This is a genomic window from Rhodococcus sp. 320_ES, from assembly GCF_059691855.1.
On sequence record NZ_JCAWAG010000003.1, the window covers coordinates 18,568 to 33,830 of the forward strand.

Consider the following 15,263-nt stretch of genomic DNA (forward strand, 5'->3'; position numbering starts at 1 on the left):
GAGGCTGGGCCGATCACGCCACCGGGCGGACCGTCGATCCTCTGCCAGCGGACCCGGGCTGGCGAGGAGAGACCCCCGTTCACCGTCGCCCGGCTGCGGGCCGTCCACCTACTATCCGCCGGGTGCGGGCGCCGCGCCGGGCGCTGCCGGCTCGGCGGGTGCCGCCGTCGACGGTTCGGCCGGTTGAGCCGGTTCCGCCGGTGCAAGACCCGGGATCGGAATGGTGATGCCGGGGAAGATCTCCACCTGCGACGGGACCACCACGGGAGGCTCGAACGTCGGAGGCGCGGGCGCGGACGTCGTCGGAGGAGCCGAGCGGGTGGTCGCGGGAGCCGGGGCCGAATACGTCGGGACTCCCGCCTGCCCCGCGATGGGTGCCGGGTTGGGGAACTGTTCGTTCGGCGTGCCCTCGAGGGTCCCGTCGATCGTGTCCTTCCAGATGTCCGACGGGATGCCCGATCCGTAGATCGGTCCGCCGTAGCTGTTCTCGAGCGGCAGACCCTGTTCGGTGCCGACCCAGACCGCGGTGGACAGCGACGGCGTGTAGCCGACCATCCACGCATCCTTGTTCTCACCCGTGTCACCGAGCTGCGCGGTTCCGGTCTTCGACGCCGACTGCCGTCCGCCGGCCAGGTTGTGGCCGTTGGAGTACGCGGCGATGGGCTTCATGGCCGACGTCACGTTGTCCGCCACGGCGGCCGAGACTTCCTGCGTGCCCGCATCGGCGCCCCGATCCAGGAGAACCGTTCCGTCGGCCGCCACGACCTTCTGCACGAAGTGCGGTGCGTGGTACGTACCGGAGTTGGCGAGCGTCGCATAGGCGGATGCCATGTCCAGCACGCGAGACTGGTACTGGCCCAGCACGATTCCGTTGTTGGGCGGGCCGCCGTCGGGCTCGACGAGGGTCTTGCCGATACCGGGAACCTCGTCGGGGATACCGAGCTTGTGCGCCATGTCGGCGATGGCCTGCGGGCCACCGTTGAGCGACAACTCCAACCGGTAGAAGCTGGTGTTGAGGGAGCGCTTGAGTGCCTCGGCGATGGTGCAGGTGCCGCACGATTCGCCTTCGACGTTGCCGATCTGGATGCCGTTCACCGTCAGCGGTGAGCTGTCGAACATCTTCGACAGCGGGATGCCCTGATCGAGCGCCGCCGCGAGGGCGAACACCTTGAACGACGACCCGGTCTGCAGGCCCGCGTTGGCGAAGTCGAAGCCGGCACCGTCGGCGCCGCCGTAGTACGACTTGATCGCACCGGTCCGCGGGTCGACGGACACCGACGCCGTACGCAACTCGGCGGGCTCGCCCTGCATGTTCTCGTTCACCGCGTCGACCGCCGCCTGCTGAGCCTTCGGATCGATCGTGGTGGTGATCTGCAGACCGGCCGTGTTCAGATCCTGCTCGCTGATCCCCGATTCGGAGATCTCGCGCAGCACCTGGTTCTTGATGAGCCCGTTGGGACCGGCGTCGGCAGCGTCGCTCGACGTGGCCTGCGTCGACGGAATCCACTGCGGATACTTCATCGCAGCGCGTTGCGCCTGATCGAGCTTGCCCATCGTGACCATGCCGTCGAGCACGTAGTTCCATCGATCGGTGGCGCCGGCGAGGTTGTTCTCCGGATCGAGACCCGACGGCTGCTGAATGATCGCGGCAAGTACCGCGCCCTCCTCGATCGACAGTTCTTCGACCGGCTTACCGAAGTACGCGTCCGACGCGGCGGCGATGCCGTACGCACCGCGACCGAAGTAGATGGTGTTCAGGTACGCGGCCAGGATGTCGTCCTTGGTCCACTGACGGGCCATCTTCGACGAGATCACCAGCTCACGCATCTTGCGAGTCAGCGACCGTTCGGAACCGACCAGCGCGTTCTTCACGTACTGCTGCGTGATCGTCGACCCACCGCCTGCGGTGTCCTTGCCCATCACGTTGTCACGAGCAGCGCGGGCGAATCCCGACACCGAGAAGCCGGGGTTGGTGTAGAAATCGCGGTCCTCCGCGGACAGAACCGCATCGCGCACGTGGACGGGAATCTGATCGATCGTCACATCGGTGCGGTTGCCTTCCGGCGGCACGACGGTGGCGAGCACTGTCGACCCGTCGGCGGCATAAACCGTCGCAACCTGGTTGGTCTTGATGTCGCCGGGACGCGGAACGTCCTCGACGACGTACGCCACCATGAACGCCAGGACCGGAACGACCAGCCCGAGCGCGATCAGTGCGTACAGCGTGCGCCGCACGACCTTCCACTTGGACTTCTTCTTGGTCTTCGTCGCCCTACCTCCTGCTGGTGGCTCGTCCGGTGGTTCCCCGCCGGACGAGTCGTACGAGTGGACGGGGGGCTCCGGCGGCAGACCGGGCCCACCCGGCCGGGCCTGGCCATAATTATCCGACCGGCCTCCGGCCTGCCCGTACGCACTGGTGCGAGGGGGTGGGGCGACCGGCGGAATGTACGCAGTGTCGTCGTGCGCAGGGCGGCCTCGATCGGCGTAGCGCGCTTCCTCGAAACGAGGTGGCTGCTGACCGCGTCGCGTCTCCGGCGGCTGATAAGGCGGGCGATAACCGGGGTCCCGCGGAGGGGGACCGTCGTATCGCGGCTGGGGACCGTCGTAGCGCGGTTGCGGACGACGGGGCGGAGGCGGGCCGGCAGGAGGAGTCGGTGAGGGAGGTGGGTTGTTCCCTGGCCCGTCGGGTCCGGCGTGCCGTCCGTACGAACGACCGTCGTTTCGGTCGTCACGCGGGCTGTCGTAGGGGGAACTCACGTACTTCTCTCCACTGTTCGTTTCTGAATCCGAGCTGATTCACTCGCTGGCGGTGCGTCGCTGTCCGGGTCGTTGCCGCGGGCGCTTGGGAGCGGGAACCGCACCCAGAACGTATGACTGTACGAGGTGATTCCAACTGCACGTCCGACACACCTCGACGTCGTGAACCGAGAATTCCTCCTGCGTCTGCGCCAATCGAAGCAATTCGTCGGCAGTGCGAGCCGAGCCCGAGATGGGGCCGAGCTTCTCGCCGAACACCCAGGACACCAGCGTGAGCTGCTCTTTTCGGCAGATGGGACACGCGACGGAACTTGCCCGGCCGTGGAACTTGGCCGCACGCAACAGGTAGGGATCGGCGTCGCAAACCTGCTTGACGGCGCGCCTACCGGAGTAGACCTCGGCCAGCAGCGACTTACGCTGCAACGCGTAGTCCACCACCTGCCGCTCTGTTCGCACGGGGACCAGAGTACGTGCGAGGCGCGCGGGGCGGGACAGTCGGAGGTGGGCCGATCGTCGGCTCTACCCATTTGGGACAGGCAAATCTATGATCCACCGGTGCAGACCCGGTTCGCTCCGACGGTGCGTGCGCGCGACGAGGATCGAGTACACGCGTGCGCCGCGATCGACGCCGCATTCGCCGACGGTCAGCTGGCGCAAGACGAGTACGACCTGCGCATCGCGCTGGCCAAGGACGCGGCCACGCTCGCCGACCTTCACGATCTGATCGACGACCTCCAGGGTGAGACCGATCTCGCCCCCGTACCCACCTCGATCGTCGGGGCCAGGCCCAGCGCTCGCGCCACGGTCGTTCGCTGGCTCGTCTTGCTGGGCGTCGCCGGCGCGGTGTTCTTTCTCGCCCGAGCCTGCGCGACGGACGACAGTGCGACCGGGCAGTTCGGATCGGGCGGATACCTCACCCCGAGTGGGCTGAACGCCGTGGTCGCCTCGGTCCCGGCGGCGGCAGCGACCACCGTCGTCGACGAGTTGGGGGTCTATCCGACGTACGCGCTGTTGCACGTTGCCGATCCGGCAAACCCACGGCGCGAGCAGAACTACTACTACCGAGACGGTGAATGGGAGCGCCGCGACGACGAGGACAGAGCGGTCACCACCGCGTCCTTCGACCTCGCCGAGCTTCGGCCCGGGGTAGCGGGCGGCCTGGTGCTGGGCGCCGGACGGTCTCTGAATATCGCGTCTGTCGATTCGATGTACGTCTACTTCCGAGCGGACGCGTCGGGCGCGGCCATCGACCTGTACGCCGCGAACGACTCGGCCAACCAAAAAGGCAACCTGAGCGCGACGCTCGACGGCGACTTCATTCGCGTCTCGCCGTTCGATCCGGCGAAATAGCGGGGGCGACAGTGGCATCTCGAGCGACGCGCGCACGCGACATCGATCGTGCACTTCTGGTGACCGCACTGGACAACGCGTACGCGGACGGGCAGCTTACGTTCGACGAACACCGGGATCGCCAGGAGCGCGCTCGAGCAGCCCGGACCTTGGGGGAACTGCACGCGCTGGCCGCCGATCTGCAGGCCGACGTCGCGCTGCCCGAGCCGAAGCCGGCGCCCCGGCGATCACCCACGGGACCGCGTCGTGGCTCGATCCTGGTGGGCGCCGCGGTTGTCACGACGGTGACCGTCCTGGCGGCGGTGCTCGGGGTCGTGACCGCGGCCGACCGACCCGCGCCGCCGGTCCCGGCCGTCGATACCGCCGCCGCTCCCATCGTCGCCGAGCCGTTCGATTTCGCCACCGCCGACGGCCTGGCCGACTTCCGCACCCGGTTCCTCGACCGTTTCGGCGACCCGACGGTCTCCGACGTGACCATCTACCCACCGGACAACCGCGCCTCACTCGACCGCATGGTGGACGGCGGGCGGACCCGCTCGGTGGACGTGCGAGGCGGCTTCGACGAGTCCGCCGACACCGAACTGCTCGGAAGCGGCTATCAACCGTTCGACATCTCGCAGATCGACATGGGCACCCTCGCGAACGCGATGGCCGGAGCCCCGGCAGCGGTCGAGGTGCCGGGAGCGGCCGTCACGCACGTCGTCGTTCGCAACATGGGCAGCCCCGAGATACTCGTCTTCGCCTCCGACGCGGACAACCGCGGTGGTTACGTCTCGACGACCTTCGCCGGTGACGTGGTGCGGGTGGCGGCGTACCGGCCGTAGGGCCCTTTCTTTTTCCCTATTTTTGCGACTCAGGGCGCCCCTCACGTCGATGGATCGACTCGGGGTGCCCCTCGGTTGGGCCCAAGCCACGCCGTACTCGTAGTTACATGTACCCCCATATATCGCGCCGATACATGTTGCGGCTATAGTTGGAAATGCATCATCCGATGTGGTCCGGTGCAATCGAGGGAAGGGGAACCCGTGCTCGAACTCGCGGTTCTCGGCTTGCTCCTCGATTCACCCATGCATGGTTACGAGTTGCGCAAACGGCTGACCGGCCTTCTCGGTGCCTTTCGGGCTTTCTCGTACGGTTCGCTCTATCCGACTCTGCGCAAGATGCAGGCGGACGGGCTGATCGTCGAGGAAATGCCCGAGGGAACGCTGAAGCGTCGAGCACGTCGCGTGTATCAGCTCACCCCTGCCGGCCGAGCTCGGTTCGCCGAGCTGGTCGCGGACACCGGTCCACAGAACTATTCGGATGACGGGTTCGGCGTTCACCTTGCCTTCTTCGGACGCACCCCCGCCGAGGCGCGGATGCGAATTCTCGAAGGCAGGCGACGTCAGGTCGAGGAGCGCCGCGAGGGGCTCCGAGACGCCATCGGCCGCGCAAGCGGGTCGTTGGACAGATACACCCGCGGATTGCATCAGCTCGGACTCGAGTCGAGCGAGCGCGAAGTGCGGTGGCTCAACGAATTGATCGCTGCCGAGGCAATGGCGATCAATTCGGAGAGTGCCCCGCCCACCACAACCGTCGAGAACTCGACGGACACCTATCGGAAAAAAGGAGAACCCGACCATGAGTGACAACAGCACTGCGGTGCGCGTGGCCATTGTGGGCGTGGGTAACTGCGCGTCGTCCCTGGTTCAGGGCGTGCAGTACTACAAGGACGCCGACGAGAACGCGACCGTTCCCGGCCTCATGCACGTCAAGTTCGGCAAGTACCACGTCCGCGACGTCCAGTTCGTCGCCGCGTTCGACGTGGACGCCAAGAAGGTCGGATTCGACCTCTCCGAAGCCATCTTCGCCAGCGAGAACAACACCATCAAGATCGCCGACGTCCCGCCGAGCGACGTCACCGTCCAGCGCGGACCGACCCTCGACGGAATCGGCAAGTACTACGCCGAGACCATCGAGCTCTCGGACACCGAGCCGGTCGACATGGTGCAGGCGCTCAAGGACGCGAAGGTCGACGTCCTCGTCTCCTACCTTCCCGTCGGATCCGAGGAAGCGGACAAGTTCTACGCCCAGGCTGCAATCGACGCCGGCGTGGCATTCGTCAACGCGCTCCCCGTGTTCATCGCGTCGGATCCGGTGTGGGCCAAGAAGTTCGCCGATGCCGGCGTCCCGATCGTGGGCGACGACATCAAGAGCCAGGTCGGCGCCACCATCACGCACCGAGTCATGGCGAAGCTGTTCGAAGACCGCGGCGTGCAGCTCGACCGCACCATGCAGCTCAACGTCGGCGGCAACATGGACTTCCTCAACATGCTCGAGCGCACGCGCCTCGAGTCGAAGAAGATCTCCAAGACGCAGGCCGTCACGTCGAACCTGCAGCGCGAGTTCAACACCAAGGACGTCCACATCGGACCGTCCGATCACGTCGGCTGGCTCGACGACCGCAAGTGGGCGTACGTCCGCCTCGAAGGTCGCGCGTTCGGTGACGTTCCCCTCAACCTCGAGTACAAGCTCGAGGTCTGGGACTCGCCCAACTCGGCCGGTGTCATCATCGACGCCGTTCGTGCGGCGAAGATCGCGCTGGACCGCGGAATCGGTGGACCCATCGTTCCCGCGTCGGCGTACCTGATGAAGAGCCCGCCGAAGCAGATGGCCGACGACACCGCGCGCGCCGAGCTCGAAGCGTTCATCATCGACGCGTAGTTTTCTCCAGCAGTGCACTCAGGGGCACATTCGGTCGATCCAGTCGACCGAATGTGCCCCTGAGTCGTTTACGGGACCGAGTGTTCAGTCGGTGGGATCCAACAGCTCGGCCAGCACCGCGGCGTTCATGCGCAGTATCTCGGCCATGAAACCGACGTCGAGGTTCGCCCGCACGTCCTCGGCCGAGTGCACGTCGGTGTTCGCCTGATCGTCGCCCTCGATCGTCAGCACCGCGGGCACGCCGGCGTCGATGAACGGAACGTGATCACTCGCGTACGGCGAAAGCGAGGTTGCCACAGCAAGATCCGTGAACTCCGCCGCTGCCTGCACCAGCTTGTCGATCAAGGCGGACGACACCGGCGCTCCCTCGATCAGCACCGACGGCTCGTCCTTGTTCCGGCGGCCGATCATGTCCATGTTCACGACCCCGATGATGCGTTCCCGTTCTGCGGCAGAAAGACTCGCGACGTAGGCTGTGCTGCCGTACAGGCCCTGCTCCTCGCCTCCGAACAGGATCACGCGGGTGTCGTGCGTCCACGTCTGCGTCGACAACACTCGCGCGAGTTCGATCGACCCTGCTGCTCCACTGCCGTTGTCGTCGGCTCCCGGTGCCGCAGCCGTCGGCCCGTCGGCGTGGTTCACCGAGTCCAGGTGGGCCGTGAGGACGACCACACCGCGCCCGTCGCCCGTTCCGGACCGATCGGCGATCACGTTCTCGCTCAACCCGTCTCCCACGACCACCGGCTCTTGCACGACGTCGTATCCGGTCTCGATCAGGACCCGGGCGAGCTGCGCCGCCACCTGCCGGAAACCCTCGCCGGTCGACACCCGCGACGACGGCGCCAGCACGACATCCAGCGTCTCGTTGATCCTCGATTCCGAGATCGCGCCGAGCAGTGTCGTCACACCACTGACTCGACGAGTGTCCGACGGAGGTCGCCGACGGAAATCGGTGGCGGAGAACGGAAGTTCGATGTCGGTGCGGCACGACGGCCGGTGCGTGGACGTCCCGGTGCGGAAGGCCAGTTCGAGTCGGTCGTCCGTGTGCGCCACCACCGACACTGTGCGGGAGTTGCCCGCCGCGGTGATCAGGCGCAGGTTGTCGTCGTCGATCCATGACCCGGGCCGCGGTGTGCGTGCGTCGCCCGCGCCGATCGACCAGTCGACGAAGGATCCGTCGGGACGAAACTCGAGGCCGGCACGACCGCGGGCGCGCGGAAAGTCGTATCCGTGCGGGCGGTAGACCGTCACGTCGTCGTGGTCCTCTTCGAAGGAATGGGTCCAACGACCCAGCGGTGCAATGGTTTCGCTTCCGGCGGCCAGTGGCCGACGAGCGCCCTCGAGGCACGCGGCCATTCGTGTCACCTGGCCTGCGGTGAACATGACCATGCCCGCGTCGTCGGTGTAGTCCATGTAGTTGACGAACAGATCGCCGTTCGGGCCGTTGTTGCACGAGATGTGGGGGAAGGTCGGACGGCCGCTGTTGGGGCCGCCCTGGTTCGGGGTGTCGTCGACCTCGTCGGTGCCTCCGCAGCCGTCGCCGTCGTCGCCCCAGATGTGAAACAGGTTGAGCCAGTGGCCGATCTCGTGCGTCGAGGTACGACCCAGATCGAACGGCGCGGTTGCCGTGCCCGTGGTCCCGAAGGCGGTGTCGAGAACCACCACCCCGTCGGTCTCGGGCGGCCCGCCGGGGAACTGGGCGTATCCGAGCAGCCCACCGCCGAGCCGGCACACCCACAAGTTCAGGTACCTGTCCGACGGCCACGGGTCGGCACCACCCGTCGACGCGGACTTGACCGCGTCGTTCGAGTCGAACTCGGCGAGATCGGTGCGGGTACGAGTGATTCCGCTCGTGGGATGTCCGTCGGGATCTGTTGTGGCGAGTGCGAATTCGATACGGGCGTCGGCGACCAGCGGAACGAACGGATCCGGCACGTCGCCGACGTCTGCGTTCGCAGCGCGAAAATCGCGGTTCAGGACCTCGAACTGACTGACCACCTGCTCGTCGGAGATGTCCTGGTCGTCGGTCGAGGCCACCACGTGGACCACGACGTCGATCCGCACCACCTCCCGCTGCCGGGTCGGCAGGATCGACGCCAGCGCGATCGTCTGATTCTCGATGCGGGCCCGCTCGGTGCGGTACGTCGACGACTCGGTCAGAAGGCGCCGATGGACGTCCATGGCGGCGCAGCGACGTTCGACCGGCGAAGGGGCTGTCATGGGGACAAAGTACCCGCGGAGTGTGTCGGTGGGGCGGCGTAATCTTCGCTTCCGTGAGTTCGGACAAGATGCTGGCCCGTATCGGGGGATTGCTGCGCCAGGCGGAGTCGACGGACAACCCCCACGAGGCCGAGGCGTTCATGGAGGCCGCGCAGCGGTTGGCCACGTCGTCCGCCATCGACCTCGCCGTGGCGCGCTCCCACGCGGCGTCGCGGGAGAAGCGTGCGACGCCCGTGCAGCGCATGGTGCGGATCGGCGAGCCGGGCAAGAAGGGACTGCGGACCTATGTTCAGCTCTTCCTCGCAATCGCCCGTGCCAACGACGTGCAGTGCGACATCGCGCGATCGTCGGCGCAGGTGTTCGCGTACGGGTTCGATTCCGACATCGACACGTGCGAGGCACTCTACGCCAGCCTGATCGTGCAGATGGTCAAGGCGTCGGACGCCTACATCAAATCCGGTGAATACCGCAGCGCCACAGTCCAACGCGTCGTGGTGCAGACCCGCGGACGGCGGCGGTACCGGGTGCGCGAGGAGAAGCCTCTCGCCGGCGTGACGGCGCGGTTGGAGTTCCAGCTGGCGTTCGCGGTGCGGATCGGGGAACGCCTCGGTGAGGCGAAGAAGAAGGCCGAGACCGAGGCGATCGAGGCAGCGCCGGAAGTCGGGACGGCGTTGGTGTTGCGCGACAGGGAAATCGAGCTGAAGGACTTCTACTCGGCCACGTCCACGGCACGCGGAACGTGGCGCGGGCAGTCGGCCACAGCCGGGTTCTCGCACGGTGCGCGGCGGGCCGGCGACCGAGCGGGGAGGGCGGCGAGGCTCGGTGGTCAGCCCGAGTTGGACAGAGGATCGGCGCAACTCGAACGGTAGGGAACCGGCGTGAAGAACAAAGACTCGCAACGGTCCAAGGTCTACGAGGCCGAGCATCTCGTCCGCACCATGTTCGACCGTGCGGACCAACGAGGGCTGCGCACGGTCGACATGCTCGGATCCACTCTCACTCTGCCCGTCGAGCGGAAGTTCGCGTCGTTGGACTCGGTGCAGACGTACCTCGACGCAGTCCTGGCTCTGAACTGGGTTCGAGACACGTGGCCAAGCGCCCGCCGATCCGTCCGCGTCCGGGAACGGTCCGGGGCGGGCGAGGCACATTACGAGCGAGACACGTGGACCATCGCCGTGCCCCTGCACCGCGGGAACACGGCGTGGGCGCTGCGAGAGCTGGTCGTTCTGCACGAGCTGGCTCACCATCTCGAACCCGAGGAGTCGGACCTCCCGGCCCACGGCGGTGAGTTCGTCGACCGATTCGTCACCCTGGTCGGCGGGGTCGTGGGCGACGAGGCAGCGTTCGTTCTTCGGGCTGCGATGCTCGACGCCGGTGTGCCCGTCGGGTAGCGCATCATGGAGTCATGACCATCAGAATCGGAGTCCAACTCCAGCCCCAGCACGCCCCCGACTACCAGCTCATCCGCGACGCCGTACTGCGCGCGGAGGACGCCGGCGTGGACATCGTCTTCAACTGGGACCACTTCTACCCGCTGTACGGCGACCTGGACGGCGCACACTTCGAATGTTGGACCATGCTCGGAGCGTGGGCGGAGCAGACGTCGAACGTCGAGATCGGCGCACTCGTCACCGGCGGTGGCTACCGCAACCCCGACCTCCTCGCCGACATGGCGCGCACCGTCGATCACATGAGTGGCGGGCGGCTGATCCTGGGAATCGGTGGAGGCTGGAATCAGAAGGACTACGACAACTTCGGCTACGAATTCGGTACGGCCGGTTCGCGATTGAAGCTTCTGAACGAGAACCTTGCACGTATCAAGAACCGCCTGGCCGTCGGCAATCCGGCACCGACACGCGAAATTCCGATTCTCATCGGTGGCGGTGGCGAGAAGAAGACGCTCAAGATGGTGGCCGAGTACGCCCACATCTGGCACAGCTTCGCCGATCTGGACGAGCTGAAGCGCAAGTCGGGCATCCTCGCCGAGCACGGCGAGACCGTCGGCCGCGACGTATCGGTGATTCAGCGATCCGTCGCGTGGCCCGGCGCCGACAAGGCACAGGACTTCGTCGACGCGGGAGCAACGCTGTTCACCGTCGGCGTCAACGGCCCCGACTACGACCTGACGGAGATGAAGGACGCGATCACCTGGCGGGACGCGCAGCAGTAGGTCTACTTCTTCCCGAAGATTCCCGAGCCGCCGTGGCCCGCGACGAATTCGTACGCGGATTCGGCGTGCTCGTGTTCGTCGATGCCGTCGGTCTCGTGCTGGGGGTCGGCGCGAATGCCGATCGTCGCCTTCAGCGCGAGGGCGATCAACGCGGTCACGATCAGCGAATAGGCGAGCACCGCGACCACGGCCACGAGTTGAAGCCCGAGTTGCTTCACCCCGCCCCCGTAGAGCAGACCGTCGACGCCGGGCGGCATCGACGAACTGGCGAGCAGTCCGATCGCCAGCGTGCCGACGACACCACCGACGAGGTGAACACCCACGACGTCGAGTGAATCGTCGTAGCCGAACCGGTACTTGAGGCCGATGGCCAGCGCGCACAGTGCGCCGGCGGCCGCGCCGACCCCGAGTGCGCCGATCGGTGTGACCGCAGTGCACGAGGGAGTGATCGCCACCAACCCGGCCACCACACCGGACGCCGCTCCGAACGAGGTGGCCCGGCCGTCGCGCACCTTCTCCACCGCGAGCCACGCGACCATCGAGACTGCGCCCGCGCCCATCGTGTTCACCAGCGCCACCGCGGCCACGCCGTCGGCGGCCAAGGACGACCCCGCGTTGAAGCCGAACCATCCGAACCACAGCAGCCCCGCGCCCACCATCACGGCAGGGAGGTTGTGCGGGCGCATCGCTTCTCTCGGCCACCCGTGACGTTTACCCAGCACGATCGCCAATGCCAATCCGGCTGCGCCGGCGTTGATCTCGACCGCCGTACCGCCGGCGAAGTCGATGGCCTTCAGATCGTTCACGATCCACCCGCCGCCGGCGCTGGTGACTCCGTCGTACGAGAACACCCAATGCGCGACGGGGAAGTACACCAACGTCACCCACAGTCCGGCGAACACGACCCAGGGCATGAACCTCATGCGGTCGGCGACCGCGCCGGAGACCAGGGCAACCGTCACCATTGCGAAGCCGGCCTGGAACGCGACGAACACCAACGCGGGAACGGTGCCGACCAAGGGGATCTGAACGGGTCCACCCGCGCCGAGGTAGTTGCCGCCGATCAGCGACGTGAGCCCGGCGAATTGGAGCGGATTGCCGATCCAGCCGCCGATCACGTTGTCGCCGAACACCATCGAGTATCCGAACAGCACCCACAGCACCCACACGACGCCGATGGCCGACAGGCTCATCATCATCATGTTGAGCACGCTCTTCACGCGAACCATGCCGCCGTAGAAGAACGCCAGACCGGGCGTCATGAGGAGCACCATCGCCGTGCTTGCGAGCAACCAGGCGGTGTTACCCGCGTCGGGTGTGCCGAGAGTGGGAAACACGCGTCGTTCCGTCCCTTCCGCCGCGCACCCGAGGTGGTGCATCTGTCGAGACAGTAACGGCACGGTGTCCGACGTCACGGGGGCTGGTGTCACGAGAGCGATGCAGAACACGCAGTTCGCTGATTCAAACTCTTGCGTACGCGCCGTTTCGGTGAGTGGCGTGATCGGCGCTTAGGGTTTTCTCATGGTTGCCGTACGCGCTGGACGCGCGCTCGTGGTTCTCGTCGTCGGATTGCTGTTGGCGCTCACACTCGCCTCCTGCGGGTCGACGTCCTCCGACGACTCGGCAGCGGCGGGACCGACCGACCTGTGCGCCCCGCCGGGGCTGGAGAGTGCCTCGTCGACTCCGACGAACTTCGACGCCGCCGCGGCCGCCGCGTCGGAGGACAAGTACACGACGCCGAACGTCGTTCCACTCGATCGGATCGACACGAATGCGCTGGGCTTGGCCACGCCGGGCACGCTGACCGTCGGCACGCTGTCCGACGCGCCGCCGAGCATATGCCTGGATTCGTCGGGCCAGTACACCGGCTACGACAACGAATTGCTGAAGGCCGTCGCCGCCAAACTCGGCCTGCAGATCAACTTCTCGGGCACCGAGTTCTCGGGACTGCTCGCGCAGGTGGCCGGTCGTCGTTTCGACGTCGGGTCGTCGTCGATCACGACCACCGACGAGCGGCGCAACACCGTCGGGTTCACGAACGGTTACGACTTCGGGTACTTCTCCCTCGTCGCCAAGGCCGGCGGCCCCATCACCAAGTTCGAAGATCTGAACGCGGGCACCAGGATCGGCGTCGTGCAGGGCACCGTGCAGGACGACTACGTCGTCAACACTCTCGGCCTCGACCCGGTGAAGTTCCCCGACTACAACACCGCGTACGCCAACCTGCGGACCGGCCAGATCGATGCGTGGGTGGCCCCGTCGCAGCAGGCCGAGGGTCTGGTCAAGCCCGAGGACGGCACCGCGATCACGCAGAACACGTTCTCGCTCAACAACTTCGTCGGCTGGGCCGTCGCCCGCGACAACCAACCACTGATCGACGCACTGAACTCCGGCCTCGACGCGGTGATCGCCGACGGTACGTGGGCCACGCTGTACTCGGACTGGGTGCCGCGCGAGCTGCCCGAGGGATTCAAGCCGGGCAGCAAGGCGGCGCCGCCGGCGCAGCTTCCCGATTTCGCCGCCATCGCCGCACAGAACGACGCGAACAAGCCCGAATCCGTTGCTGTGCAGCCGAAGTCGACGCTGGCGCAGCTCGGCGACACGTTCTTCGACTGGTCTCTCTACAAGTCGGCCATTCCGGACCTGTTCAAGGTGGGCCTTCCGAACACGCTCATCCTGGCGTTGGCGTCGGGCATCATCGGCACCGTCCTCGGCATGCTGCTCGCCCTCGCGGGACTCTCGCGCACCCGCTGGCTGCGATGGCCCGCTCGCGTCTACACCGACATCTTCCGCGGTCTGCCGGCCGTGGTCATCATTCTGATCATCGGCCTCGGCATCGGGCCGGTGGTGCAGGGTCTGACCGGAGGCAACCCCTACTGGCTCGGCGCCGCCGCGCTGTCGCTTCTGGCCGCCGCGTACATCGGTGAGATCTTCCGATCCGGAATCCAGAGCGTCGAAGCGGGACAGATGGAAGCGGCGAGGGCGCTGGGTTTCAGTCACCGCCGCTCGATGAACCTGGTCGTGGTGCCGCAGGGTGTGCGGCGCGTGCTGCCCGCGCTGATGAATCAATTCATCTCGCTGATCAAGGACTCCTCGCTCATCTACTTCCTCGGACTGCTCGCCACCCAGCGCGAACTGTTCGCGGTGGGCCGAGATCTGAACGCACAGACCGGCAACCTGTCACCGCTCGTCGCGGCCGGGTTGTTCTATCTGGTGCTCACGGTGCCGCTGACGCACCTCGTGAACTACATCGACAAGAGGCTCCGGACCGGCAAGGCCGAGCAGACGCTCGACCCGGTCGAGCAGGCCATCGTCGTGGAAAGAGGCTGACATGACATCTGTTTCGCTCACCGGCAAGGACATTCACCTCTCCTTCGGCAAGAACAAGGTTCTGCGCGGCGTGAACATCGACGTCGCCGCAGGCACCACGACCACGGTCATCGGTCCGTCGGGCTCGGGAAAGTCGACCCTGCTGCGCGCCCTGAACCGGCTGCACGAGCCGGAGCAGGGAGACATCCTGCTCGACGGCAAGTCGGTGTTGAAGGACAACCCGGACGAGCTGCGGCAACGCATCGGCATGGTCTTCCAGCAGTTCAACCTGTTCCCGCACCGCACAGTGCTGGACAACGTCGCGCTCGGACCGTGGAAGCTGAAGGGTCTGCCGAAGGAGAAGGCGCACGAACTGGCGCTCGAGCAACTCGAATCGGTCGGTCTGGCGCAGAAAGCTCAGTCGCGCCCGGGCAACCTCTCCGGCGGACAGCAGCAACGCGTCGCCATCGCACGGGCTCTGGCGATGAAGCCCGAGGTCATGTTCTTCGACGAAGCCACCTCCGCACTGGATCCTGAACTGGTGAAGGGCGTGCTGGCCCTCATGGCCGACCTGGCGAAGGGCGGCATGACGATGGTCGTCGTGACGCACGAGATGGGTTTCGCGCGATCGGTGTCCGACCGCGTGCTGTTCATGGACCACGGATCCGTCGTCGAAACCGGGCCTCCTGCAGCGCTGTTCGACGATCCGGAGTCGGACCGGTTGAAGAGGTTCTTGTCGGAGGTGTTGTAGCGG

13 protein-coding genes are annotated in these 15,263 nt (G+C 66.4%); 9 read left to right on the plus strand and 4 right to left on the minus strand.

Annotation, left to right across the window (positions count from 1 at the left end; genetic code table 11):
* Positions 1-111: 111 nt before the first annotated feature.
* Together AC59JP_RS10745 and AC59JP_RS10750 are read right to left on the minus strand one after the other, a co-directional pair.
* On the minus strand, positions 112-2,235 hold the full coding sequence (locus AC59JP_RS10745) for a transglycosylase domain-containing protein (RefSeq protein WP_497326469.1): 2,124 nt from the start codon (positions 2,233-2,235) through the stop codon (positions 112-114).
* 561 nt (positions 2,236-2,796) lie between these two features.
* Positions 2,797-3,213, minus strand: coding sequence for a DUF5318 family protein (locus AC59JP_RS10750; protein ID WP_497325772.1), 417 nt, complete (start codon positions 3,211-3,213; stop codon positions 2,797-2,799).
* 99 nt (positions 3,214-3,312) lie between these two features.
* On the opposite strand from AC59JP_RS10750, the gene AC59JP_RS10755 reads away from it, so the two are divergent.
* The 4 genes from AC59JP_RS10755 to AC59JP_RS10770 all read left to right on the plus strand — a co-directional run bounded on the left by AC59JP_RS10755 (position 3,313) and on the right by AC59JP_RS10770 (position 6,810).
* Positions 3,313-4,107: a DUF1707 domain-containing protein gene (locus AC59JP_RS10755; protein ID WP_497325773.1), complete on the plus strand. Its 795-nt coding sequence runs from the start codon at positions 3,313-3,315 to the stop codon at positions 4,105-4,107.
* A gap of 11 nt (positions 4,108-4,118) precedes the next feature.
* Complete coding sequence (locus AC59JP_RS10760; protein ID WP_497325774.1) at positions 4,119-4,931, plus strand: DUF1707 SHOCT-like domain-containing protein; 813 nt, start codon at positions 4,119-4,121, stop codon at positions 4,929-4,931.
* A 201-nt stretch (positions 4,932-5,132) separates the two neighbouring features.
* Positions 5,133-5,735: a PadR family transcriptional regulator gene (locus AC59JP_RS10765; RefSeq protein WP_497325775.1), complete on the plus strand. Its 603-nt coding sequence runs from the start codon at positions 5,133-5,135 to the stop codon at positions 5,733-5,735.
* Positions 5,728-6,810 carry an inositol-3-phosphate synthase gene (locus AC59JP_RS10770; RefSeq protein ID WP_497325776.1) on the plus strand — a complete coding sequence of 361 codons (1,083 nt, stop codon included), beginning with the start codon at positions 5,728-5,730 and terminating at the stop codon, positions 6,808-6,810. The genes AC59JP_RS10765 and AC59JP_RS10770 overlap by 8 nt, the downstream gene beginning before the upstream one ends.
* A gap of 84 nt (positions 6,811-6,894) precedes the next feature.
* Here the strand turns inward: AC59JP_RS10770 and AC59JP_RS10775 are convergent, their stop codons facing one another.
* Positions 6,895-9,030 carry a M20/M25/M40 family metallo-hydrolase gene (locus AC59JP_RS10775; RefSeq protein WP_497325777.1) on the minus strand — a complete coding sequence of 712 codons (2,136 nt, stop codon included), beginning with the start codon at positions 9,028-9,030 and terminating at the stop codon, positions 6,895-6,897.
* 53 nt (positions 9,031-9,083) lie between these two features.
* Between AC59JP_RS10775 and AC59JP_RS10780 the strand changes: the two genes are divergently transcribed.
* The 3 genes from AC59JP_RS10780 to AC59JP_RS10790 are packed head-to-tail and all read left to right on the plus strand — an operon-like array spanning position 9,084 to position 11,200.
* Positions 9,084-9,899, plus strand: a complete 816-nt coding sequence (locus tag AC59JP_RS10780; RefSeq protein ID WP_497325778.1) for a DUF2786 domain-containing protein — start codon at positions 9,084-9,086, stop codon at positions 9,897-9,899.
* A 9-nt stretch (positions 9,900-9,908) separates the two neighbouring features.
* Positions 9,909-10,421, plus strand: a complete 513-nt coding sequence (locus tag AC59JP_RS10785; RefSeq protein ID WP_497325779.1) for a TIGR04338 family metallohydrolase — start codon at positions 9,909-9,911, stop codon at positions 10,419-10,421.
* Positions 10,422-10,435: 14 nt separating this feature from the next.
* Positions 10,436-11,200: an LLM class F420-dependent oxidoreductase gene (locus AC59JP_RS10790; RefSeq protein WP_497325780.1), complete on the plus strand. Its 765-nt coding sequence runs from the start codon at positions 10,436-10,438 to the stop codon at positions 11,198-11,200.
* Positions 11,201-11,202: 2 nt separating this feature from the next.
* Here AC59JP_RS10790 and AC59JP_RS10795 read toward each other — a convergent pair whose 3' ends face one another.
* Complete coding sequence (locus AC59JP_RS10795) at positions 11,203-12,537, minus strand: ammonium transporter (protein ID WP_497325781.1); 1,335 nt, start codon at positions 12,535-12,537, stop codon at positions 11,203-11,205.
* Positions 12,538-12,721: 184 nt separating this feature from the next.
* Between AC59JP_RS10795 and AC59JP_RS10800 the strand changes: the two genes are divergently transcribed.
* Positions 12,722-14,530: an ABC transporter substrate-binding protein/permease gene (locus tag AC59JP_RS10800; protein ID WP_497325782.1), complete on the plus strand. Its 1,809-nt coding sequence runs from the start codon at positions 12,722-12,724 to the stop codon at positions 14,528-14,530.
* Between the two features lies 1 nt (position 14,531).
* Positions 14,532-15,260, plus strand: coding sequence for an amino acid ABC transporter ATP-binding protein (locus AC59JP_RS10805; protein ID WP_497325783.1), 729 nt, complete (start codon positions 14,532-14,534; stop codon positions 15,258-15,260).
* Positions 15,261-15,263: the final 3 nt, after the last annotated feature.